This is a genomic window from Halorubrum wangae (genome assembly GCF_051194135.1).
In the GTDB taxonomy this organism is placed as follows: Archaea; Halobacteriota; Halobacteria; order Halobacteriales; family Haloferacaceae; genus Halorubrum.
Window position 1 is genome coordinate 920,324 of record NZ_JBLZNH010000001.1, and the last position, 22,212, is coordinate 942,535.

General features: G+C 68.0%; 20 protein-coding genes. 9 read left to right on the forward strand and 11 right to left on the reverse strand.

Translation table 11 applies throughout. The features are described 5' to 3' along the window. Positions 1-45: 45 nt before the first annotated feature. Positions 46-444, forward strand: a complete 399-nt coding sequence (locus tag ACNS84_RS04655) for an OsmC family protein (protein ID WP_435073670.1) — start codon at positions 46-48, stop codon at positions 442-444. Positions 445-493: 49 nt separating this feature from the next. Here the strand turns inward: ACNS84_RS04655 and ACNS84_RS04660 are convergent, their stop codons facing one another. Both ACNS84_RS04660 and ACNS84_RS04665 read right to left on the reverse strand, forming a co-directional pair. Beyond that, positions 494-3,055: a PAS domain S-box protein gene (locus tag ACNS84_RS04660; RefSeq protein ID WP_435073671.1), complete on the reverse strand. Its 2,562-nt coding sequence runs from the start codon at positions 3,053-3,055 to the stop codon at positions 494-496. A 44-nt stretch (positions 3,056-3,099) separates the two neighbouring features. Beyond that, on the reverse strand, positions 3,100-3,285 hold the full coding sequence (locus ACNS84_RS04665; RefSeq protein WP_435073672.1) for a hypothetical protein: 186 nt from the start codon (positions 3,283-3,285) through the stop codon (positions 3,100-3,102). Between the two features lie 266 nt (positions 3,286-3,551). On the opposite strand from ACNS84_RS04665, the gene ACNS84_RS04670 reads away from it, so the two are divergent. The 4 genes from ACNS84_RS04670 to ACNS84_RS04685 all read left to right on the forward strand — a co-directional run bounded on the left by ACNS84_RS04670 (position 3,552) and on the right by ACNS84_RS04685 (position 5,667). Further along, positions 3,552-4,112, forward strand: a complete 561-nt coding sequence (locus ACNS84_RS04670) for a thioredoxin family protein (RefSeq protein ID WP_435073673.1) — start codon at positions 3,552-3,554, stop codon at positions 4,110-4,112. Between the two features lie 55 nt (positions 4,113-4,167). Then, entirely contained in the window at positions 4,168-4,860 is a 693-nt protein-coding gene (locus tag ACNS84_RS04675) for a hypothetical protein (protein ID WP_435073785.1), read from the forward strand. Positions 4,861-4,864: 4 nt separating this feature from the next. Continuing rightward, positions 4,865-5,278 carry a JAB/MPN domain protein-containing protein gene (locus tag ACNS84_RS04680; RefSeq protein WP_435073674.1) on the forward strand — a complete coding sequence of 138 codons (414 nt, stop codon included), beginning with the start codon at positions 4,865-4,867 and terminating at the stop codon, positions 5,276-5,278. A 62-nt stretch (positions 5,279-5,340) separates the two neighbouring features. After that, the gene (locus ACNS84_RS04685) at positions 5,341-5,667 is read left to right on the forward strand and encodes a DUF5789 family protein (RefSeq protein ID WP_435073675.1); all 327 of its coding nucleotides are present in this window, start codon (positions 5,341-5,343) and stop codon (positions 5,665-5,667) included. Positions 5,668-5,698: 31 nt separating this feature from the next. Here the strand turns inward: ACNS84_RS04685 and ACNS84_RS04690 are convergent, their stop codons facing one another. The 3 genes from ACNS84_RS04690 to ACNS84_RS04700 all read right to left on the reverse strand — a co-directional run bounded on the left by ACNS84_RS04690 (position 5,699) and on the right by ACNS84_RS04700 (position 8,929). Next, positions 5,699-6,007, reverse strand: a complete 309-nt coding sequence (locus ACNS84_RS04690; RefSeq protein ID WP_435073676.1) for a PRC-barrel domain-containing protein — start codon at positions 6,005-6,007, stop codon at positions 5,699-5,701. A 119-nt stretch (positions 6,008-6,126) separates the two neighbouring features. Continuing rightward, complete coding sequence (locus tag ACNS84_RS04695) at positions 6,127-8,361, reverse strand: LUD domain-containing protein (protein WP_435073677.1); 2,235 nt, start codon at positions 8,359-8,361, stop codon at positions 6,127-6,129. Beyond that, positions 8,354-8,929, reverse strand: coding sequence for an LUD domain-containing protein (locus ACNS84_RS04700; protein ID WP_435073678.1), 576 nt, complete (start codon positions 8,927-8,929; stop codon positions 8,354-8,356). The genes ACNS84_RS04695 and ACNS84_RS04700 overlap by 8 nt, the downstream gene beginning before the upstream one ends. Positions 8,930-9,036: 107 nt before the next feature. On the opposite strand from ACNS84_RS04700, the gene ACNS84_RS04705 reads away from it, so the two are divergent. Then, entirely contained in the window at positions 9,037-12,108 is a 3,072-nt protein-coding gene (locus ACNS84_RS04705; protein WP_435073679.1) for an FAD-binding and (Fe-S)-binding domain-containing protein, read from the forward strand. A gap of 27 nt (positions 12,109-12,135) precedes the next feature. Here ACNS84_RS04705 and ACNS84_RS04710 read toward each other — a convergent pair whose 3' ends face one another. Further along, positions 12,136-13,137, reverse strand: coding sequence for a DUF5787 family protein (locus tag ACNS84_RS04710; protein ID WP_435073680.1), 1,002 nt, complete (start codon positions 13,135-13,137; stop codon positions 12,136-12,138). Positions 13,138-13,224: 87 nt separating this feature from the next. After that, the gene (locus ACNS84_RS04715) at positions 13,225-13,671 is read right to left on the reverse strand and encodes a bis(5'-nucleosyl)-tetraphosphatase (protein WP_435073681.1); all 447 of its coding nucleotides are present in this window, start codon (positions 13,669-13,671) and stop codon (positions 13,225-13,227) included. A 176-nt stretch (positions 13,672-13,847) separates the two neighbouring features. Here ACNS84_RS04715 and ACNS84_RS04720 point away from each other — a divergent pair, with 176 nt between their 5' ends. Beyond that, entirely contained in the window at positions 13,848-14,180 is a 333-nt protein-coding gene (locus ACNS84_RS04720; RefSeq protein WP_435073682.1) for a 30S ribosomal protein S10, read from the forward strand. Positions 14,181-14,257: 77 nt separating this feature from the next. Then, a complete protein-coding gene (locus ACNS84_RS04725; RefSeq protein ID WP_435073683.1) occupies positions 14,258-15,538 on the forward strand; it encodes an amidohydrolase in 1,281 nt (426 codons plus the stop codon). Positions 15,539-15,709: 171 nt separating this feature from the next. On the opposite strand, the gene ACNS84_RS04730 is transcribed toward ACNS84_RS04725, so the two are convergent. Beyond that, positions 15,710-17,080: a geranylgeranyl reductase family protein gene (locus tag ACNS84_RS04730; protein ID WP_435073684.1), complete on the reverse strand. Its 1,371-nt coding sequence runs from the start codon at positions 17,078-17,080 to the stop codon at positions 15,710-15,712. Positions 17,081-17,280: 200 nt separating this feature from the next. On the opposite strand from ACNS84_RS04730, the gene fer reads away from it, so the two are divergent. After that, positions 17,281-18,093 carry a ferredoxin Fer gene (fer, locus tag ACNS84_RS04735; RefSeq protein ID WP_435073685.1) on the forward strand — a complete coding sequence of 271 codons (813 nt, stop codon included), beginning with the start codon at positions 17,281-17,283 and terminating at the stop codon, positions 18,091-18,093. Between the two features lie 62 nt (positions 18,094-18,155). On the opposite strand, the gene ACNS84_RS04740 is transcribed toward fer, so the two are convergent. Genes ACNS84_RS04740 through ACNS84_RS04750 form a run of 3 tightly spaced genes read right to left on the reverse strand, consistent with a single transcriptional unit; the run spans position 18,156 to position 22,106 of the window. Continuing rightward, a complete protein-coding gene (locus ACNS84_RS04740; RefSeq protein ID WP_435073686.1) occupies positions 18,156-19,208 on the reverse strand; it encodes an ABC transporter permease in 1,053 nt (350 codons plus the stop codon). Further along, positions 19,201-20,529 carry an ABC transporter permease gene (locus ACNS84_RS04745; RefSeq protein WP_435073687.1) on the reverse strand — a complete coding sequence of 443 codons (1,329 nt, stop codon included), beginning with the start codon at positions 20,527-20,529 and terminating at the stop codon, positions 19,201-19,203. Before ACNS84_RS04745 ends, ACNS84_RS04740 begins: the two co-directional genes overlap by 8 nt. Beyond that, a complete protein-coding gene (locus ACNS84_RS04750) occupies positions 20,526-22,106 on the reverse strand; it encodes an ABC transporter ATP-binding protein (protein WP_435073688.1) in 1,581 nt (526 codons plus the stop codon). Before ACNS84_RS04750 ends, ACNS84_RS04745 begins: the two co-directional genes overlap by 4 nt. Positions 22,107-22,212 lie beyond the last annotated feature (106 nt).

Below are 22,212 nucleotides of genomic sequence, written 5' to 3' on the forward strand. Positions count from 1 at the left end.
GGTGATAGCAACCTTTAGGCCGCGCCGAGCCATCTGTCGGCGCGTATGTCTGACATCGAGACGTCCACTGTCTCCGAGGAAGGGTACGCCTGCACGAGCCAGGTCGGCGACTTCGACCTGCAGATCGACGCGACCGGCGAGACGGGCCCGAACCCGAACGCCGCGCTCGTCGCGACGTACGCCTCCTGTTTCCTCCCTGCCGTCCGCGTCGGCGGGAGCCAGCGCGGCGAGGAGGACCTCGGGAAGATCCAGATCGACGCCAGCGCCGAACTCGACGACGACGACGACCTGGAGGCCATCTCCTTCGACGTGCACGTCGCGGCCGACATCGACGAGGAGACGGCGGCCGACATCGCCGAGCGCGCCGCGGGCATCTGTCACGTCCACACCGCGCTCCGCGACGAACTCCACGCCGACGTGAGCGTCTACCCCGGCGCGTTCTGAGCCGGCGACCCGATCTCGTTTTTCCCTCTCGCTCCCCCCAGCGGAGCGCCTACGGTCGGTCGACGCCGTGGAACTCGAACCGCGCACCGCCCGATTCGCTCTCGGTCAACGTCACCTCCCAGCCGTGGGCCTCGGCGATGCGCTCGACGATGGCGAGTCCGAACCCTGTGCCGGCCTCAGAGGTCGTGTAGCCGCTCTCGAACACCTCGTCGCGCCGCTCCTCGGGAACACCCGGGCCGTCGTCCGCGACGTAGAACCCGTCGTCGAGGTCGCCGACGACCACGCGACTGCCGCCGTGTTCCGCGGCGTTCCGAAAGAGGTTCTCCAGTAGCCGCTTCAGCCGACCGCGGTCCGCGAGCACCGGGGCCGTCGTCTCGAAGTCGACGTCGATGGCGGCCGCGTCCGTCCCATCGTCGCCGACCGAACTCTCGACCGCCCCAAACACGTCCGTCTGCTGTCGGTCGGTCAGCTCCTCGAGGGTGATCGGCTCGACCGGACCCACGGCGTCGCCCTGTCTGGCGAGCGTGAGGACGTCTTCGATGAGGCGCTCCATGTCGTCGACCGCCCGTTCGCAGCGGTCGAAGTAGGACTCGTCACCCGTCTTTCTGGCAAGTTGGAGGTACCCGGAGAGCACGTTAAGTGGGTTCCGGAGGTCGTGCGAGACGATGTTCGCGAACTCGTCGAGCCGCTCGTTCTCGCGTTCGATCTGCCGTTCGTGCGCCTTGCGCTCCGAGATGTCCCGACTGGTCGTGAGAAACCGGTCCTCACCGCGGACGTCGATCCGTCGGACGTGGACCTCGGCGGGGAACGTCGTTCCGTCAGCCCGGACGAACGTCGTCTCCAGTCGGACCGTCTCGTCTAGCTTCGTGTCTTCCCACACCTCGAGCGCCTCCTCCGGGTCCATCCCCCTGTCGATGTCCCAGACGTGCATCCCGGTCAGCGTGTCCTGATCGTAGCCGAGCTCCGTCGCCATCGCCCGGTTCGCGTCGATTATCTCGCCCGTCTCGTCGTGGATATTGACCATGTCAGGCGACCGCTCGTACAGCGCCTCCAGCCGCGCGGACGTGCGTTCGAGGCGCTGCTGGCGGCGCTGCCGCTCCGTCACGTCGCGGGAGATCCCCAACACGCCGTCGAACTCCCCGTCGATGACGAGTCGGCGCAGGCCGAAGTCGACGATCGACTCCGATAGCCCGGGGAGATCGATCTCGATCGTTCCCGACAGCGTCTCCCGGTCGCCCGCGACGAGCGCCGCGAACGGGTCGTCGTCGTCGCTGCTCTCGCGTATCCGATCGATCAGCTGACTCTCTCGACCGACGAGGGCCTCGGGGGACGTCTCGTACACCTCCGCGATGCGGGCGTTGACGAGGTCGAAGTGCGCGTCGGCGTCGTAGACGGCAACGCCGTCGGGCAGTTCGTCGAGGAGCCGTCGGTAGCGTTCGAGTTCGCGTTCGCGTTCCTTCTCCTCGGTCACGTCGATGTGGATCCCTACCGCCCGCACCGGCTCGCCATCCGCGTCGCGCTCGACGACGCGACCGCGGTCCCGGATCCACCGCCACTCGCCTGACTTCGTCCGCATCCGGTGATCGCACCGGTAATACTCGGTCTCGCCGTCGAAGTGCGCCTCCAGGGCGGCCCACGCGTCGTCGATGTCGTCCGGATGAACCCGGTCTTCCCACGCCGAGAGGTCGAAGTCGATCTCGGAGCGGTCGTACCCCAGCATCGCCGCCCACCGATCGTCGAACCGGACCTCGTCGGTGCGGAGGTACCAGTCCCAGACACCGACGTCGGCCCCCTCGACCGCGAGCCGGAGCCGCTCGGAGATCTCGCGGAGCTCTCGGTCCCGCTTCTTCTGCTCCGTCACGTCGAGGAAGTACACGGAGAGCCCCGTTTCGGAGGGATAGACGTTGACCGCGAGGTCGGTGTCGTTCGCGTCCAGCCGGTACTCGAAGGCGCGCGGTTCGCCCACGGCCATCGCCGTCCGTAACTCCGTCCCGACCTTCGTTCCCTCGAAGTCGGGAAACAGCTCCCAGATGGACTCGCCCAGCAGATCATCGACATCGCGTTCGAGTAGCTCTGCGGCCCGCTCGTTGAGGTACGTGAGGCGCCACCGCTCGTCGATCGCACAGAACGCGTCCGTCATCCGATCGAGGTGTTCCTCGATCCGGCGGTCCGTTTGCGCCGCCGCCACGGTGTTCCTGATCCGAGACGCGAGCGTCCCGTAGGGGTCGTCGGCGCCGTGTTTCGTGAGGTACTCGTCCACGTCGGCAGCGACGGCTTCGCTCGCCACTCGCTCGGAGCCCGCGCCGGTGAACAGGACGAACGGGAGGTCGTCCCAGCGGTCCCGAATCGTCTTGAGAAGCTCGATGCCGTCGGTTCCGGGCATGTCGAAGTCGGAGACGACACAGTCGAACGTGCCCGATTCGACCGCGTCCAGCGCCGCCGCCGGATCGGTCTTCGGCGTCACGTCGAATCGGTCGTCACGCTCCTCGACGAGCGACGCCGCGGTGTCGGCGAATCCCGGTTCATCGTCGACGAGGAGGACGCGGATCGAGGACGGATCGGATTCCGTGGTCGCGACCGTCTTCGACCCGTCTCCGTTTCCTCCTGTCATCAATAAGTGTACATCTTATCCGACATGTTAACCATTCCGTTTCGTCACCCGCCCGCGTATTCGACGACCGCGCTCGACGCGACGTAGCCGATGGCGGCGACGACGACTCCGGCGACGAGCGCAACCGTAAACTCACCGCCGATCGCGACTGCAACCAGGAAGCCGACCATGCCGGCGCCGTTCGCGCACAGCAGTCGAAGCGTTCGATAGTTCGGCTCGCGCAGTGACATAGCCACGCTATGCGAAGTCGAGATAAAAAGCCCCGAGTCGATCGCAAACGCGGTCCGTTCGGAGGGTTAGGGATGGTACCGCGGCCAGCGATCCCGTACGACCGAGCGAACGACTGCCGAGATGTCGTCCACAATCTGTCCAAGCGCGCCGACATGACCGTTGTGCTGTCGTTCGCTCGTCGGTGACTACGGAACAGAGGCGGCACACGCGGGACGCGGTCGGCGACCGCAGAACGGTTTTACGCTCGCCGCCGGTAGCGTGTCGCATGGTGATGAAAGAGTCCGACTCGGCGCTCGACCGAGGCGACACGGCTCCCGACTTCGAACTGCCCGGCGTCGACGGCGAGACGTACGCGCTCGACTCCTTCGACGTGGACGCGCTGCTGGTCGTGTTCACCTGTAACCACTGCCCGTACGCGAAGGCGAAGTTCGACCTCCTCAACGAACTCGCGGCCGAGTACGGCGACCTCGCCGTGGTCGGCATCAATCCGAACGACGCCGACGAGTACCCCGACGACTCGTTCGAGGCGATGCGCGAGCGCGTCGCCGACGGGAGTATCGCGTACGACGCCTACCTCCGCGACGAGACGGGCGCGGTCGCCAAGGCGTACGGCGCGGTCTGTACGCCCGACCCGTTCCTGTTCGCCCGCCAAGGCGGCGCGTGGCGGCTCGCGTACCACGGTCGGCTGGACGATGCTCTCAACCCCGACGACGAGCCGACCGAGTTCTACGTTCGGGAGGCCGTGGAGTCGGTGCTCGCGGGCGACGAGGTGAGCGTGCCGGACCGACCCTCTCGCGGCTGTTCGATCAAGTGGCCGGAGGCGTGAGCGGCCTCGCCGGAGAGGGGTTGAAAGGGATCGGGGCCGAACGAGAGCCATGGGAATGAAAGCCGACGGCGAGGCGAAGCTCCACGAGATCGATCGGTTCGACGGCGGCGTCGGCTGGATCGCGTACCCTGACGAGACGATGGAGCGCGCGAGCCACGCGGTCGCGGTGCCGAACGTGGAGACGGAGACGAACGACGTCTGGGTGTTCGACCCGGTCGACGCTCCCGGCCTCGACGACCTGTTGGCGGAACTCGGGACGGTGGCCGGCGTCGTCGTCGGCCTCGACCGCCACAAGCGCGACAGCGCCGCCATCGCGACCAGACACGACGTCTCCGTGTGGGTGCCCGAGTGGATGACCGGCGTCGCCGACGAACTCGACGCGCCGGTCAAGCGGTTCGGCGACCGGCTGGCCGACACGGGGTTCGAGGCGTTCCGCATCCGCGACTCCTCTGTGCCGCCGTGGCAGGAAGCCGGGTTCTTCGACGGCGAGACGCTGATCGTCCCGGAGTCGCTCGGGTCCGCGTCGTACTTCCGCGGCGACCGCGAGCGGATCGGCGTCCATCCGATGCTTCGATTGACGCCGCCGACGAGGGCGCTCTCAGGGCGGAATCCGGAGCGCGTGCTGGTCGGGCACGGCGTCGGTATCCTCGACGGCGCGGCCGTCGCGGTCGAGGACGCGCTCTCGAACTCCCGCAGCAAGGCGCCGGCGCTCTACGCGAAAACGATCCGGTCCGCCATTGGTCTCTGAGCGCGTGATACACGTCACCCGCGACCTGCTGACGGTGCTTCTCGACCACGCCGACGAGCGCGACCCCGGAGAGACGAACCTCCGGCTGTCGGCCACCCGCGCCGGCGACTTCGAGAGCGACACCGGTCTCGACCCAGAAACACCGGTGTTGACGCATTTCACCCCGGACGTGGCGGGGTCGGTCAACGCGGTGTTCGGCGTCGACCTCGGCACGCCGGCCGGTCACGGGGGCGCCCGATTCCTCTCGCATCCGGACGGATTCCTCGGTGTGTCGAAGACGGACGACCTCGCCGCGGTCGTCCTCGTTGCCATCCCGCCGTACGACGACGACGGCGTCGCCGCGTTCGACCGGTCCGGAAACGGAATGGAACTCGCTATTATCGACGCGGCCCCGCCCGAGGAGTTCCTTCCGGAGTGAGGCGCCGAGGCGGAGCGCGCGAGCACCGGGTTTAAAAAGGACCGAGCGAGTATGTCGCTTCGATGGCAGCACGTCCACCCGGCGGCGGCGGAGCCTCAGAGCCCGACGCGATCGAGTTCGGAATCGCCGTGCTCGACGAGCGCGTCGACGAGGCCGGCGTCTCGTTCCCCGCGACCGGCGACGAGATTACCGAGGCGCTCGACGATGCCGAGATACCGTACGACGCCAAGGGACGGACGATATCGATCTCCGAGGCGCTCGAACAGGTGCCGCAGACCCGGTTCGAGAACGAGACCGAGTTCCTCGACGCGCTGTATCCCGTGTTCGACCGCAAGCGACGCGAGGGCGGGAGCTTGTTGTCGACACTGCGCGACGCGCTTCCCTTTTAAATACGTTCGAACGGCGCCCGTGTGACCGGCCTCAGGGCTGAGCGGACTGCCCGACTTCCGGTTCTTCCTCCTCGGTCCCCGTTTCGAGACGCTCGATGATGTCGTTGATTAACACAACGTCGCCGACGGCACGAACCCAGCGGTAGGGGAGGATGACGCCAGTGTTTCGGTCGACGCGACCGGCGAACAGTTCGCGGTTGAGGTCCGCGAGCGCGAGCCCGGTCACCGACTGCGCGTCGAGGTCGAGCCGCACATCTTCTATCTCACCGACGAATACACCGTTGTTCGAGTACACCTCACGACCGACCAGCGACGTGATCTCCTGTGGAACCGCGTTCATATCACAAACGGTCACGAGCGCGCGTATTAAGCGTTCGTTGTCGAACGACGTCCGTCAGACGAGAGGCGCGGATCGCGCGTCGCTCCCGCGGCGCGATCAGTTTCAGTTTCGCGGCGCGATCAGCTCTCCGGCGCGATCAGTTCGACGGGGTGCATGGGCGCGTCGCCGAGCAGGGCGTCGAGCTGTTCGGTACATGAGGTGCCCGTGGCGACGACCGTGCGGTCGGTGTCGCCGAACTGCTCTTGGATCGGCTCGCCGACGTCCATGCTCAGCTCATAGTAGTCGCTCTTGTAGCCGAACGACCCGGCCATCCCGCAGCACTCGGTGTCGGAGACGCGCACGTCGTAGCCGAGCGCCTCCATCACGGCGGTCGCGTGCTCGCCGACGCCAATCGTCCGCGCCTGACAGTGCGGGTGGTAGGCGACGCGCGTCCCGGACGCCACGGGATCGGTTCCCTCGGTCGGAGCCCGGAGCGCATCCGGTTCGCCGCCGTTTTCGAGCAGCCCGAAGCAGTACTCCATCACGTCGTAGCTGGCCGCCGCGAGCCGCTCGTGGGAGGTCTCCGGGAGCAACTTCTCGTACTCGCTCCGGAACATCGCGAGGTCGCTCGGCTCGATCACGACCACGTCGCGGCCGGCGTCGACGTGCGGTGCGAGGCCGGCATACGCGTCTTCCGCCGCGGACTCGGCGGTCGCGATCATTCCCTGCGAGAGCGGCGGGCGGCCGCTTCCCGGAAGATCAGGGATCCGCACGTGAACGTCGAGCGCCTCCAGCGCGCGCACGGCCGCCTTCCCTCGGTCGACGTCGACGTAGTTCGTCGCGGTGTCCGGATAGAGCACGGCCTCGCGGGTCGCCGACTCGGCAGACACGTGCGCGCCGCCGCGGGATTCGAACCAGTCGACGAGCGACTCGTGCGCGAACTCGGGGAGGTCTCGCCGGCGGTCGATCCCGGCGACCCGCTCCGCGAGCGCGCGCACCGGTCCCGCGTCGGCGAGCCGGTTCGCTATCGGTGCGGTTCGGCTCCCCCACTTCGCCATCGTCTCGTAGTTGCCGACGATGCGGGTGGACAGGTCGAGGGCGGCCGGCTCCTCGTCCGGGACCAGTTCCTCGAACAGCCAGTCGGTCTGGCCGGGGTCGGCCTCGCCGCGGTTGATCCGGTCGCGGACGACCGTGTTTATCCACGGGATGTCGATGCCGACCGGACACGCCGGGACGCACCGCGAACAACCGGTACAGAGGTCGTTGAACTCGGCCGCGGTGTCGAGCCCCTCGATGCCGGTCTCCCAGCCCGTTGCGATGCCGCCGGAGTACGTCTCGCCGCCGAACGCGTGCCCGCCGACGCTCTGGAAGTTGCCGCAGGCGTTCGAGCAGGCGGAACACCTGATGCAGTACAGGGTCTCTTTCAACTGCTCGTCCTCGCGCATCGCCAACCGGCCGTTGTCGATGAGGACGAGGTGGAAGTCGCGGTCGTCGCCCGAGCCGTCGGCGAGGGGGTCGTCGTCTTCCTCGAAGTCCGGCACCGGCGAGTCGACGGGCGGAGTCAGCGTGGAGATGTACGAGGTCACGTCCTGTCCCGTCCCGGAGCGCCCGATCAGCTCGACGAACGGCGAGAAGTCCTCGACCGACGGCACGAGCTTCTCGACGCCGGCGACCGCAACGTGGGTGTCCGTCGCGGTCACCGTCTTCCGCGCGTTGCCCTCGCTGGTGACGAGGAGCATCGTGCCGGAGTCGGCCGCGACGAAGTTCGCCCCCGTCATCCCCACGTCCGCCCCCTCGATCAGCTCGCCGAGCCGCTCGCGGGCGAACGCCGTGAGCTCCTCGGCCGTCTCGGGCGGGTCCTCGGGGTCGAACCGCTCAGCGAACAGCTCTGCGATCCCCTCGCGGGACTTGTGAATCGCCGGCGCGACGATGTGCGAGGGCGCCTCGTCCGCGAGCTGTAACACCCACTCGCCGAGGTCCGTCTCGATCACGTCGACGCCCTCGGCCTCGAGCGCCTCGTTCACCTCGATCTCCTCGGTGGTCATCGACTTCGACTTCACGAGGCGGTCCGCGTCGCGCTCCTCGGCGGTCAGTTCCGTGATGTATCGGTTCGCGTCGGCCGCGTCGTCGGCGACGTAGACGGTGCCGCCGTTGGCCTCGACGGTCCTTTTTACCTGCTCGATGAGCTCCGGGAGCCGAGCGATCGCGTCTTCTTTGATCTCGCGAGCGTCGGCCTTCAGCGCCTCGTAGTCGTCGAGCCGCCCCGTCGACTCGTAGCGCCCGCGGTTGAAGCCGCGGGTGTTCTCGGCGACCGCGTCGCCCTCGGTCGCCAGTAACTCGCGGATGCGCTCGGCCGTCGCCGCGTCGTTACTCATCGTCGGTCACCCCCGATTCGGAGGAGATATCGTCGCCCGCACCGTCCGCGCGCAACAGCACCACGTGGACCTCCTTCGGGCCGTGTGCGCCGTGGACGAGACCACCCATGTCGGCGGTCGCGCTCGGGCCGGTCGCGAAGACGACGTCCACCGATTCGTCGCGCGTCCGGGGGCCGAGCCAGTCGAACGCGTCCGGCATGTCCGGAACCAGGTCGGCCTCGTGGAGGACGACCACGTGCCGGTCGACGAAGAGGCTAACGGGCTCCGTCCCTTCGGCGTCGGCCTCGACCGCGACGCTCCCGTACTCGGCGATCCCGAGCGACGCGTCCGTGACGCCGGTGTGGGCTGCGCGGAGTTCTGCCGTGGTCGGATCGGTCTCGATCCGGTCCGGAAGCGCGAGCGGTGCCGGGTCCGATCCCTCGCGGTCGTCGGAGCGCGCGACGCCGACCGCCGGCGATCCGGCGGCCTCGTCGATCAGCGTCGCACACTCGCTTTCGGACCCCTCGGTCACGGTTACGCCGAGCGAGTCGAGTCGGCGCTTGAACGTTGAGCGGTCGGCGACTGACATGCCTCACCATTCAAGTGAATATATATGTGTGTTGTGCCGACTCCCGAACGGTGGCCATCATCCGCGCGGTCAGGAGGTTTTTGATGGTTCGACCGAGAGTGGCTCTCATGGCAACTAACACGCCCGACCCGGACCCGAGGGACGGGGGAGACTTCGACTACACCGGAGGCGACGTCGAGCGGCCCGACCTCGTGGCCGCGCTCGATAGCCGAGTCGAGGGAGACGTGCGGTTCGACGACTACTCCAGGCGGCTCTACGCGACCGACGCCTCGGCGTACGAGGTGACACCGATCGGCGTGGTGAAGCCGGCATCGACCGCGGACGTGGCGGCAGTCCAGGAGTACTGCTTCGAGGAGGGCATCCCAGTGCTGCCGCGCGGCGGCGGCACGTCGCTCGCCGGGCAGACGGTCAACGAGGCGGTCGTCCTCGACCTCACCGCCTCGATGAACGCGATCGTCTCGACCGATCCGGACGCGAAGCGCGCCCGGGTTCAGGCCGGCGCGTACGTCGGCGACCTCAACGCGACGGTCGAGCCCCACGGCCTGAAGTTCGCGCCCGACCCAGCGTGGCGCGACAAGTCCGCGATCGGCGGCGCCATCGGGAACAACTCCACGGGGTCGCACTCGCTGAAGTACGGGAAGACGGACCATTACGTCGAGGAGGCCGAGGTCGTCCTCGCTGACGGGACGGTGACCACGTTCGGCGAGGTCGCGGTCGAAGACCTTCGCGAGTCGGCCGACCCCGATGCGGACGGGCTTCTCCCGCGAATTCACGCCGAAGTCGTCCGAATCCTCGACGAGGACGCCGACGCGATCGACGAGCGCTACCCCGAACTGAAGCGCAACGTCTCCGGCTACAACCTCGACCGCCTCCTCGCCGAGCACCGCGGTGAGTACGGCGAGGCGGGCGTCGTCAACCTCGCCCGGCTCATGGCCGGCAGCGAGGGGACGTTCGCGACGGTCACCGAGGCGACCGTCTCACTGGTCGATATCCCGGACACGAAGGCGGTCGCGCTCCTGACGTACGACGACCTGCTGGACGCGATGGAGGACGTGGCCCCCATCCTCGACCACGACCCCGCCGCCGTCGAGGTGATGGACGACGTTCTCCTCGGACTCGCCGCCGACACGCCCGAGTTCGAGGAGGTCGTCGGAATGCTGCCCGACGGGACCGACTCCGTCCTCCTCGTGGAGTTCTACGCCGACAGCGACGAGGCGGGCCGACAGAAGGTCGCCGACCTCGTCGCGGATCGAGTGGGCGCGACCGACGACCGACCCCGCCCGGAGACGGAGGCGGAACCCGGCGAGGGTGCGGCCGACGTGACGAGCCAGCCTCGCCGCGCGGTCGACGCGATGGAGGCGCACGACGCCGAGGAGCGCGACCTGTTCTGGAAGATGCGGAAGTCGGGGCTTCCGATCCTGCTGTCGCGGACTACCGACGAGAAGCACATCTCCTTCATCGAGGACTGCGCCATCCCGCCGGAGCACCTCCCCGAGTACACCCGCGAGTTCCAGGAGATACTCGCGGACAACGACACGTTCGCGACGTTCTACGCGCACGCCGGCCCCGGCGTGCTCCATATCCGCCCGCTGATCAACACGAAGGACGTCGACGACGTCGAGGCGATGGTCGACATCGCCGACCGCGTCACCGACGCCGTCGTCCGACTCGGCGGATCGGTCTCCGGCGAGCACGGGGACGGTCGCGCCCGGACCCAGTGGAACCGGAAGCTGTACGGCGACACGCTCTGGGAGTCGTTCCGCGACCTCAAAACCGCCTTCGACCCGGACTGGCTCCTCAATCCCGGGAACGTCTGCGGCGACTTCGACATGAGCGAGAACCTCCGGTTCGACGCCGAGTACGAGTACGACGCCGGCTTCGACCCCGCGATGGAGTGGGCCGTCGACAACGGGATGCAAGGGATGGTCGAACTCTGTCACGGCTGCGGCGGTTGCCGGGGGCCACAGGAGACGACCGGCGGCGTGATGTGCCCGACGTACCGCGCCTCCGAGGAGGAGATTCAGGCCACCCGCGGCCGGGCGAACATGCTCCGCGGCGCCATCAGCGGCGAACTGCCGGACGACCCCACCGACGACGAGTTCGTCACCGAGGTGATGGACCTCTGCGTCGGCTGTAAGGGCTGTACGAAGGACTGTCCGAGCGGCGTCGACATGGCGAAGCTCAAGGCCGAAGTCGAACACGCCCACCACGAGGAACACGGGATCGACCTCCGCACCCGGCTCCTCGGAAACTTCGAGCGGCTGGCGCCGCTCGGCTCGAAGCTCGCCCCGCTCTCGAACCTGCCGGGGAAGCTCCCCGGCGCCGACCTCATCGCGGAGAAGGCGCTCGGAATCGCGAAGGAGCGCGACCTCCCGACGTTCCGCTCGGAAAGCCTGACCGACTGGTTCGACGCCCGCGGCGGCGCCGGCGTTCCGCGAGACGAGGCCGACCGTGACGTTCTCCTCTTCCCCGACGTGTACACTACCTACACGAACCCCGGCGCTGGGAAGGCCGCCGTCCGGGTGTTGGAGGCCGCAAACTGTCACGTCCGAATCCCCGACGTCGACGGCAGCGGGCGCCCGCCGCACTCGAAAGGAATGCTCGATAAGTCGCGCGCGGCTGCGGAAGATGCGGTGGAGACGCTCGCACCCGACGTTCGCGACGGGTGGGAGGTCGTCGTCGTGGAGCCGACCGACGCCGTGATGCTCCAGTCGGACTACCACGACTTGCTCGACGGCGACGCCAGCGACGTGCCCGACGACGCCGTGGCGGCCGTCTCCGGGAACACCTACGGGATCATGGAGTACGTCGACGCGCACCGACTCGATGAAGCGCTCGCCCTCGACGCGCCCACCGAGTCGCTCACCTACCACGGGCACTGCCACCAGAAGGCGACCAAGAAGGACCACCACGCGGTCGGCGTGCTGCGTCGGGCCGGCTACGGCGTCGACCCGCTCGACTCCACCTGCTGCGGGATGGCCGGGTCGTTCGGATACGAGGCCGAACATTACTCGATGAGCAAGGCGATAGGGCGCATCCTCTTCGATCAGGTCGACGAGAGCGAGGGCGACGAGGTGATCGCCCCCGGCGCCTCCTGCCGGACCCAACTGAAAGAGCGCGACGGCGCCGCGCCGGAGCCGCCGCATCCGGTGGAAAAGCTGGCGGCCGCGCTGGCGTAACCGGTCGGGTGGTCGCGCCGGCGACCGTCAGCCGTCGTGTTCCGTCTCGATCCGGTCGCGCTCTCGGTCTTTCCGCCGCGATAACACGCGTTTGAGCCCCTTCCCCGGACCGCCCTCTATCGGCCACCCCTTCGTGCGCCACGCCGGTGGTTCGGGCGAGAACGACGCGCAGGAGCCGGAGCACTCCCGCGCGGTGGGGACCTTCTCCTTCGCCGCGCAGTAGGGGACGACCGCCCGGCCCTCGCGGCGTAGCTCGAAGTGGCGGCAGTCGGGCCGCATCGTGTCGTGGAACGAGCGCCACCCCTTCCCGTAGGCGCGCTCGGCTATCTCCAGCCGCAGCGTCTCCGTCTCCGGGTCGCGGTCCGCGTCCCCGGGCGGTCCGAGGTCGCTCGGGTGCCACGCCACGCTCGCCGCGTCGCCGTGGACGCCCCCGGAGAAGTCGGTCGCGATGATGCCCGCCTCCACCGGCATCTCGCGGAGGAGCGCCGGTTCGACGCGCTCGCCCGTCGTCTCGGTCGCGAGCCACGCCTCGTCCGCCAAGCCCGTCTCGACGTCGTGCGCGAGTTGGTCGGCGAGGCGGTCGGCCGCCGAGCGGTCCAAGTCCGGCTTGTTCTCGACCGCGACAATTCGCTCGACCCAGTCCGGGTACGGTCGTTTCCGGCGGAGCTGGATCCGGTTGTTCCGGCGGCGCTTCTCGATCAGGTCCCGACCCGCCGCGCGATGGACCGCCTGCCGAACGTAGCGCCACGGGTAGCCGGGACGGGCAAGTGCGTCACGGTACCACGCCCACTCTGCGGGCGCGTGGCGGACGACGTGGAGGAGGTCGGAGTCGATGGTCCGCTCGCCGAACGCGCGCCGGGCCGCGAACGCGTCGGGGTCGACCTCGATCACGACCGTGTCCCAGCGGCGCTCGGCGGTGCCGAGTTGGCGGGAGACGACCGCCGGGCGCGGCCCGTCGCTCGGGTGCCACGCCAGCTCGGCGTACCGGCAAACGAGGAGCTCGTAGCCGAACTCGGCGTCCGGAGTCACGGCTGCGATAGTGCGGGACCGCTTAAAAACGAACCGGCGAACGACGTCGGTCGCGGGGAGCGCGTCTCCCCGGCCGCGGCCGACCGCTCAGACGTAGTCGCCCGACTCTTCGTCCTTCCGCTCGTCCAGGTACTCGTGGGCCTCCTCGAGGATGTCGCGGGGGCCGTCCTGCGTGATCGTGTTGAGCGCCTGATCGTAGTCGCGCCACTGCAGGTCGCGGTGTTCGTTCGATATCTCGGCGCTCGCCTCGAACGAGCGAGCGATGAACAGGTGCACCGTCTTGTGGATGGTGTTCCCGTTCGCCTCGAACACGTAATCATACTCCTCGCGGAAGCCGTCTATCAGTCGGAAATCCTCGATTCCGGCCTCTTCCGACACCTCCCGTATCGCCGTCTGCTGGAGCTCCTCGTCCCCCTCGACCCCGCCTTTGGGGAACTCCCAGTCCCCCGGTCGGCTCTTCAGGAGCAGGTACTCCCGTTCGCCGCGGGTGTCGCGGAAGAGGATGGCTCCAGCGCTTATCGCTTCGACCGTCATTGTCGTGAGGTAAGCAACCGCCCTTAAAGAGCGTGTCGGACTTCCGAACCGCGCGTCAGGTGCCGAAATGCGGACGGATCGCCCTCGGAACGTTCCGGTCGACGTGTCGCTCAGCCCGGCTCGCGGGTAGATGCGTTTTTACTCCTCGGGCAACCATGCTCGGACGACCCCCAGCCATGACCTTCGTCACAAAACTCTCCTTCACCTCTGGCGACCACGACGTGCTCGCCGAGACGGTTCAAGAGCTCAAAACCACGATCGAGCGGAAAGGCGCGGAGTGCAAGGGCCCGCACGCCACGCCGGCAGAGACCGTCCGCGTCCCGCTTTATAAACAGCTTCGCGCCGGGGACGAGTTCTCCCCGTGGAGCTACTCCGTTTATAAGCGATCGATGGAGATCCACGGCTCCGACGACATCGCTCGCGCGGTCGTCGGACAGGAGTTCCCCGACTCGATCCACGTCGAGGTCGAGGTCGACCAGAAGAAGCCGCTCGGCCACCGGCGGGACTGACCCCACCGTCTCGGACCACGCCGCCGACGATTCACCGCCACGCGACCTTTTAAGCCCGCCCGAGGCAACCGACCGGTATGAGCGCACTCGATGCCGACGCGTACCGTCAGTTCCGACGCGATCTCCACCGCCACCCTGAGCCCGCGTGGTGCGAGTTTTATACCACTGCTCGAATCGTCGAGGAGCTTCGAAACCGCAACCTCACAGAACTTCACGTCGGCCCCGACGCCCTCGCTACCGACGACCGGATGAACGTCCCGGACGACGACACGCTCGACGAGTGGGAGCAGCGGGCCCGCGACGCGGGCGCAGACCCGGCCATCGTCGATCAGCTCTCCGGGGGGTACACCGGCTGTATTGCCGTCGTCGAGCGCGGCGACGGCCCCGTCATCGGACTCCGCGTCGACATCGACGCGCTCCCGATCCGCGAGTCCGAGGACGGCGACCACGCTCCCGTCGCCGAAGGATTCCGGTCGGAGCACGAGGGGTTCATGCACGCGTGCGGCCACGACGCTCACGCGACGATGGGGTTGGGCACCCTCGACGCGGTGCTCGACTCCGATTTCGCGGGCACGCTGAAGGTGTTCTTCCAGCCGGGCGAAGAGCAGGTGGCCGGCGGGAAACCGATGGCCGAGTCCGGCCACCTCGACGACGTCGACTACCTCTACGCGGTCCACGTCGGACTCGATCACCCCTCCGGCGAAGTTGTCTGCGGCGTCGAGGGGTTCCTCGCGGTCCGTCACTTCCTCGCGGAGTTCACCGGCGAACCGTCCCACGCCGGGGCGCGGCCCGAGAAGGGACGCAACTCGGTGCAGGCGATGGCGGCGGCGGTCCAGAACCTCTACGCGATCCCCCGGCACGCCGACGGGCCGACCCGCGTGAACGCGGGCCTCGTCGGCGGCGGCACGGCGACGAACATCGTCCCGGAGGAGTCGTTCATCGAGGGTGAACTCCGCGGAGGGACGACGGAGTTGGCCGCGTACATGTCCGATCACGCAGACCGGATTCTGGAGTCGGCCGCCGCGATGCACGACTGCGAGGTCGACGTGGCGACGAAGGGAGAGGCGCCGAGCGCGACCAGCGACGCCGCGCTCGCCGGGATCATCGGCGACGTCGCGGGCGAGACCGCGGGCGTTACCGAGATCGTCGAGAGCGCCGACTTGGGCGGCTCCGAGGACGCGACGTTCCTGATGCAAGCGGTTCAAGACCAGGGCGGACTCGCCTGCTACGTCGGCGTGGGAACCGACCACCCGGGCGGCCACCACACGAGCACTTTCGACGTGGTCGAAGACGACATCGCGATCGGCGTCGACGTGCTCTCGGGAGCGATCCTGCGCGTCTCCGAAACGCGACCCTGAATCGGCGTCACGCTTGACAACTGTTCGTTGAGATCGGCCGACCACGGCGGCGGCCAATCCGGTGTCGACACCGATAGAATCGATTCGGTCGCTATTCTCTCGGTTTGGATCCTCTCTCACCAGCAGATATCGCCGTGAACAGTCGTGCGGGTACGGCGAGTCCCGTCTGACTCAGTACTTCGGGTCGGCGCCGGTCGTCTCGTAGATCCGGTCCATTATCGCGTCGCGCTCGCCAGTCCAGTTCGCCATCGCGGCCGGACTGGTCGGGTACGACTCGTAGTGCGCGAGCAGTTCGTCGGCGAGCGACTTCGTCTGGTAGAAGTTGCGGATCGTCCCCCAGTAGCCGAAGCTCTTGACCGCGGCCTTCAGCTTCAGTCCGAACGACATCGACGTCGACCCCTCGTACAGCGCCTCTGCGAGCTTTTCGCCCGGGAGGGCGGCGAGCAGGCCCATCAGATCGTTCACGTCGACGGCGGTCGACAGGACGTTGTACACGTCGAGTCCCGCGTACCGCCCGCCGAAGTGGTCCATCACCCGGGCGTTGTACCGCCAGAGGTTCTCCTCGCTGACGTCGCCGTCGGAAACCGCCTTCACGGCCTGTTCCCCGGCGTACTTGCCCGCGTACGCCGCCCCGGCGATGCCGCCGCCGGTCGTCGGGTTGACGTGGCCCGCCGCGTCGCCGACCGCCATGTACCCCGGCGCGACCGCGGAGTCGTACGGGCGGCGGGTCGGCAGCGCGGCGCCGAGCTTGTCCGTGACCGTCGCGCCCTCGAACTCGGGGCGGTTCCGGAGGTCGTGCTTCAGCGCCTCGACGAGCTGCATCGGCTCCTCGTTCATCTGGAAGCCGAGTCCGGCGTTGATCTCGGTGCTCGTCCGCGGGAAGTACCAGAGGTAGCCGGCGGCGCGGTCCGTCGCCTTGAACACGAGGGCGTCGTCCCACTCGACCGGTTCGGGGACCTCGACGATCTCGCGGTACGCCGAACAGAACTGCGAGTAGCGCACGTTGGTGTCGAAGGTGGTCTCCTCGAAGTCGGCCTTATCCTGTAACAGCGACAGCGACCCGGCGCCGTCGATGACCAGGTCGCCCTCGTACGTGACCGGGTCGCCCTTGTGCTTCGCGCGGAGCCCCGTGACACGCCCGTCGTCGGTCTGGACCACGTCGCTGATCACGGTGTCGTAGTGGAAGTCGACGCCGGCGTCTTCGGCGCCGGCGATGATCCGTCGCCCGTACTCCCAGCGGTCGATGACGGCCAGTTCGCCCGGGACCGGAATCTCCAGCACCGTGTCCTCCTGCGGGATCTCGAACCGGCCGTGGTCGACGCCCGTGTTCGTGAACGCCGGTTCGAGTCTCGATTTGGGAATGGCCTCAGGGAAGGCGTCGGCGCCCTTCAGCGCGTCGCCACAGGCGATGTGGCCCGCCTCCGTCTCGTCTTTTCGCTCGACGATGACGACGTCGAGGCCCTCGTTCGCAATCGTCGCGGCGGCGTAACAGCCGGCCGTCCCGGCTCCGGCTACGACGACGTCGTACTCGTCGATGCTCATGTCACGTGGGTCGTTCCCCCGGTGGCAAAACTCTTTGTTCCCGATTCGGTCCCCTCCGGACCGACACGAGTCGGGGTGATGCCGACAAATGGTCGCCGGGCGACGGCGCCGACAACCGCGGAAGGGCGCTGTGCGACCCCGCTCCGACACCGAACAGATCAGCCCACGTTTTTAATCGGGAGGGCGGCGAGGGGACGGCTATGAGTGGACTTCGGCACATCGAGATGGAACGACTCCAGGAGTGGCTCGGCGAGGTCCGCGAGGGCGAGACGACCGCGGCGCTGATGCTCGCCGTCGCGTACGACAAGGGGATCGGCACGGGCGAACTGGCGTCGTGGTACGACCGCTCGCCCGAGGCAGTCGAGGAGACGATCGCATCGCTCGACTCGCCGGAGTACGTCGCCGAGATCGCGCGTTTGGAGGGAGTGGACGTCGAGACGGTGGCCGAGGAGTCCGGTCTCACCGTCGATTCGGTCGAAGCGTGGTTCGCCGGTCTCTCGGACCGCCCCGTCCCGGAGGCGGCGACCGTGATCCGCGGGTACGCCGAGGACGGAGTCAAACCCCTTCTCACGGGCGAGCCGTCGACCGTGTACCACCTCGATCACGGAGCGATGACCGAGCACGGGTGGTCGCTCGACGACCCGGATCTCTTCGAAAAGGCGGCGGAGGCGGACCTCGATCTGCCCGAGTACGGTCGGTTCCTCGTGGAACCCGGCGAGTCGATCCTGGAGGCGGCCGAGCGCGACGGGCGGTCGTGGCCGTACGCCTGCCGGGGCGGTGCCTGCTCGAACTGCGCCGTCGTCGTCGTCGACGGCGACGTGGCGATGCCTGGCCAGTCGGTCCTTTCCGACGAACTAACCCGAGAGGCGAACGCCCGCCTCTCCTGCGTCGGCGTCCCGGTGACGGCGGAGGTTCGGCTCGTCAGCGGCGTCGATGAGTTGGACGAGTTCGCCGACCTGCGGCTGCCGTCTCCCGCGTCGGACAGCGGCGACGCGGGGTCGGCGTCGGACTGATCGTCCTGCAGACGCAGGGTGCCGTCCCGCGCCGTTGCTTCCGTCGTCGGTCGCGTTTCGCCTCAGTCCTCCGTCTCGTAATGCTCGCCGGCGGCCTCCGGGAGCCGCGTCCGGCCGACCAACGCGAGGACGACGATCACGACGACGTAGGGGATGGTCTGCACCAGCGTGTCGGGGACCGCGTACCCGAGCTGCTGGAGCCGGATCTGGATCGCGTCGAGGCCGGCGAACAGCACGCCGGCACCGAGCGTCCCGAGCGGGTTGTAGTTGCCGAACAGGTATGCGACGATGGCGATAAACCCCTTCCCCTGCACCATCGTGTCGCCCGACCCGACGAACTGACCGATCGACAGCGCGAGTGCGGAGCCACCGACCCCTGAGAGGACGCCAGACAGCAGCACGCCGGCGTGACGCACCCTCGAGACGGAGACGCCGACGGTGTCCAGCGCCTTCGGATTCTCGCCGGCCGCGCGGAGATGCTTCCCGAACGCGGTGCGGTTCAACGCCCACCACGAGGTGAGCGTCGCGACGACGACCATGACCGCGGAGTACCGCCAGCCGATGCGCACGCCGAGATTCGGCGTGTTGACCCCGCCGAAGAACACCGTCGACATGAACGGCGCCAGCCCGAGCGCGATGAGCCAGACCGCCAGTCCGGCGATGATTTGGTCGGCCTTGAACTCGATGCAGACGATTCCGAACACGCCGGAGAGCACCGTCGAGGCCGCGATGCCGCCCAAAAATCCGATCCAGATTGCGGGTACACCGAGGACGGCGTTGCCGATCCCGACCGCGGAGGCGACGTAGACGGACACGAACGCCGAGATGATCAGCAGTCCCTCCAGTCCGATGTTGATGACCCCCGACTTCTCGGCGAAGATGCCGCCGAGGCCGGCGAGCACGATGGGCGCTGCCAGCCGCGCCGTCGACGACGCGGTGCTGGACGAGAAGACGATGCCCGAGAGGTCGCCAGCGACGCTCTCGGGGAACAACAGCCCCAGCACCCCGAGCAGACCGAGCACTCCTGTGGTTCCCACGACGAGCGACCGCACGTACTCGTCATCGATCAGCCCGTCGAGGACGGGAATCGGCACGTCAGCGAGCGGATTACGCATCGGCCCCACCCCCGTCGGCCGTGGCCGAGTCGTCGGTCGGGTCCGTCCCACTCGACTCCGAGTCGCCTGCGCTCGGTCCTCGCCGACCGCGCGAACTCACGCCGGTGTACCGTCCGATCATCCGGAAGAACTCCGGCATTGCCACGAACAGGATGATCAGCCCGCGCAACACGCCGACGAGTTCGGGCGGCACGTCGGTGCGGAACCCAATCTCCAGGGCACCGCCCTTCAGGAGCCCGAACAGGAACGCCGCCGGCAGGACGCCGAGCGGATTATTCCCGGCGAGAATGGAGACGGTGATCCCGTCGAATCCGAGCGCGGGGACGGACGCCATCCATCGGCCCTCGGACATCAGCACCCACACCGCGCCGCCGACGCCGCCGATGGCGCCCGACAGCGTCATCGCGCGGACTGTCGTCGCCTTCGCGTTGACGCCGCCGTACTCTGCGGCGGCCGCCTGAACCCCGCTCGTCCGCAGGTCGTACCCGAACGACGTGTGCTCGACGAGGTAGTAGAGCGCGCCGATGAACACGATCCCGAACACGAGCGCAACGATGGCGAAGTCGCTGGACTGCGGGAAGAGCCACGGGAGGAACTGGGCGTACTCGGGGACGTACTCGGTGGCGACCACGGAGGAGCCCTCGGCGCGGAACACTTCCAAGACCAGCACGTACGCGACGTTCGCCGCAATGAAGTTGAGCATGATCGTCGTGATGACCTCGTTGGCGTCGGTATAGGCCTTCAGCGCGCCCGGAATCGCGCCCCAGAAGCCGCCGCCGACGGCGCCGGCCGAGATTCCGAGGAGTATCAGCACCACGCCCGCGACCGGGCCGGCCGGCAGGAGCGGGGCCGCCGCGAGCACGGTCAGTGCGGTCGCGAGGGCTCCGACCACGAGTTGGCCCTGCGTCCCGATGTTGAACAGGCCGGCGCGGAACGCGACCGCGACGGAGAGCCCGGTGAAGATCAGCAGCGTCGTCTCCGAGAGGGTCAGCCCGAGGGAGAGGTTGAACGGCGTCCAGCCGGCGTTGAACAGCCCCGGTCCGTCCACCGCGAACGGGTAGCCGAGCGCGCCGTTGAACAGGACGACGTACACCTCGAACGGGTCGTAACAGAAGCCGAGTCCGGTGATCGGCAGCGTCCATGCGGCGGTGCTGCACTCCGCAATTCGGCCGGAGACGAGCACGATGGCGAAGCCGACCACGATGGAGAGAAGGATCGCGGCGACGCTTATTGCGAGGCGCTCGGCGACCGTCCGGTCGACGAACGGCGCGACGATGCGACGCGCCAGCGACGGGAGTCGGTCCGAATCGGCACCGCTCACTGGTCCGCCCTCCGATCGGTGTCTGCGGCGTTGTGCAACGCGGCGGCTTCGACGGAGTCGTCATCGAGCGTCTCGCCCGCCATCAACAGGCCGATCTCTTCTTCGGTCACCGTCGCGGGGTCGACGACCCCGGTGAACTCGCCCTCGTGGATGACCGCGAGTCGGTCCGAGAGCCCCTGCACCTCGTCCAGTTTCGAGGAGACGAGGAGGATCGCCTTCCCCTCGGCTCGCAGTTCGAGCAGGCGTTCGTGGAGGAACTCCGTGGAGCCGATGTCGACCCCGCGGGTCGGATGCATCGCCACGACCAGGTCCGGGTTACGCTCGAACTCGCGCCCGACGATGAACTTCTGCTGGTTGCCGCCCGAGAGCGACTCCGCTTCGGTGTCGGCGTTCGGGGGACGGACGTCGTACTTCTCGATCACCGACTCCGCGTGGTCCCGCGAGGCCCGCCAGTCGAGCCGCCCGCCCTCGGCGAACGGCGGGTCGTGCTGGCTCCCGAGGATCCCGTTCTCCGTGAGGTCGTACGACATCACGAGGCCGCGCTCCTGGCGGTCCTCCGGAATGAAAGCCATTCCTCGGTCGATGTGCTCGCGTCGGGTGGCGTGTTCCATCGGCTCTCCCAGGTACGTGATTGACCCGTCTGTCGGCGTTCGCATCCCGGTGATCGCCTCGACGAGCTGCGACTGTCCGTTGCCGTCGACGCCGGCGATGCCGAACACCTCGCCGGCTCGTACCTCGAAAGAAACTCCCGACACCGCCTCGACGCCGCGGTCGTCGGCCGCGTGAACGTCGGTGACGCCGAGCACGCGGTCGCCCGCCTCTTGCGGCGTCGTCGCCGGTTCCATCAGCACCTCTCTGCCGACCATCATCTCCGCGAGCTCCTCGCGGGTTACGTCCGCGGACGCGACCGTCCCGACGTTGACGCCGTCTCGCAGGACCGTGATCTCGTCGGCCGCCGACAGCGCCTCGCTGAGCTTGTGCGAGATGAAGATGATCGTTTTCCCCTGTTCTGTGAGCTCCTCGAAGACGCCGTAGAGGTCCTCGACCTCCTGCGGCGTCAGCACCGCCGTCGGCTCGTCGAGGATGAGCACGTCGGCGCCGCGGTACAGCGCCTTTAAAATCTCGACGCGCTGTTGGACGCCGACCGAGACGTCCTCGATCCGGGCGTCGGGGTCGACGTCGAAGCCGTAGCGCGCGCTCAGGTCCGCGACCGCCTCGCGAGCGGCGGCCTTGTCAACGCGGAGGCCTCCCCACGTCTTCGGTTCGTTACCCAAGACGACGTTCTCCCAGACCGTCATCGGATCGACGAGCATGAAGTGCTGGTGGATCATGCCGATGCCCGCGTCGATCGCGTCTCGCGGCGAGTCGAACGACTGCGGTTCGCCGTCGAGGACGACGGATCCCTCCGTCGGCTCGTAGAGACCGTACAACACGTTCATTAAGGTGGTCTTTCCGGCGCCGTTCTCGCCGAGCAGGGCGTGGACACTGCCCCGCTCCACCGCGAGATCCACGTCGTCGTTCGCGACGACCCCGGGGAATCGCTTCGTAATGCCGTCCAAGTGGACCGCCGGGTTCATTCACCCGTAACTCCGCGTGGGAGCCTAAAAGAGCGCGGATTCCGGGCTGCCCTCGAGAGACCTGTCTGCTCGGTGATTGGTTATATAAAAAGGACGCCCTTCAGCG

What these genes read in the sequence shown, in the direction of transcription:
- ACNS84_RS04660 (WP_435073671.1), bottom strand. Translation starts at nt 3,055, where the DNA reads ATGACAGGAGGAAACGGAGACGGGTCGAAGACGGTCGCGACCACGGAA.
- ACNS84_RS04665 (WP_435073672.1), bottom strand. Translation starts at nt 3,285, where the DNA reads ATGTCACTGCGCGAGCCGAACTATCGAACGCTTCGACTGCTGTGCGCG.
- ACNS84_RS04690 (WP_435073676.1), bottom strand. Translation starts at nt 6,007, where the DNA reads ATGAACGCGGTTCCACAGGAGATCACGTCGCTGGTCGGTCGTGAGGTG.
- ACNS84_RS04685 (WP_435073675.1), top strand. Translation starts at nt 5,341, where the DNA reads ATGGCAGCACGTCCACCCGGCGGCGGCGGAGCCTCAGAGCCCGACGCG.
- ACNS84_RS04725 (WP_435073683.1), top strand. Translation starts at nt 14,258, where the DNA reads ATGAGCGCACTCGATGCCGACGCGTACCGTCAGTTCCGACGCGATCTC.
- ACNS84_RS04655 (WP_435073670.1), top strand. Translation starts at nt 46, where the DNA reads ATGTCTGACATCGAGACGTCCACTGTCTCCGAGGAAGGGTACGCCTGC.
- ACNS84_RS04740 (WP_435073686.1), bottom strand. Translation starts at nt 19,208, where the DNA reads ATGCGTAATCCGCTCGCTGACGTGCCGATTCCCGTCCTCGACGGGCTG.
- ACNS84_RS04695 (WP_435073677.1), bottom strand. Translation starts at nt 8,361, where the DNA reads ATGAGTAACGACGCGGCGACGGCCGAGCGCATCCGCGAGTTACTGGCG.
- ACNS84_RS04750 (WP_435073688.1), bottom strand. Translation starts at nt 22,106, where the DNA reads ATGAACCCGGCGGTCCACTTGGACGGCATTACGAAGCGATTCCCCGGG.
- ACNS84_RS04730 (WP_435073684.1), bottom strand. Translation starts at nt 17,080, where the DNA reads ATGAGCATCGACGAGTACGACGTCGTCGTAGCCGGAGCCGGGACGGCC.
- ACNS84_RS04705 (WP_435073679.1), top strand. Translation starts at nt 9,037, where the DNA reads ATGGCAACTAACACGCCCGACCCGGACCCGAGGGACGGGGGAGACTTC.
- fer (WP_435073685.1), top strand. Translation starts at nt 17,281, where the DNA reads ATGAGTGGACTTCGGCACATCGAGATGGAACGACTCCAGGAGTGGCTC.
- ACNS84_RS04715 (WP_435073681.1), bottom strand. Translation starts at nt 13,671, where the DNA reads ATGACGGTCGAAGCGATAAGCGCTGGAGCCATCCTCTTCCGCGACACC.
- ACNS84_RS04720 (WP_435073682.1), top strand. Translation starts at nt 13,848, where the DNA reads ATGACCTTCGTCACAAAACTCTCCTTCACCTCTGGCGACCACGACGTG.
- ACNS84_RS04670 (WP_435073673.1), top strand. Translation starts at nt 3,552, where the DNA reads ATGGTGATGAAAGAGTCCGACTCGGCGCTCGACCGAGGCGACACGGCT.
- ACNS84_RS04675 (WP_435073785.1), top strand. Translation starts at nt 4,168, where the DNA reads ATGAAAGCCGACGGCGAGGCGAAGCTCCACGAGATCGATCGGTTCGAC.
- ACNS84_RS04700 (WP_435073678.1), bottom strand. Translation starts at nt 8,929, where the DNA reads ATGTCAGTCGCCGACCGCTCAACGTTCAAGCGCCGACTCGACTCGCTC.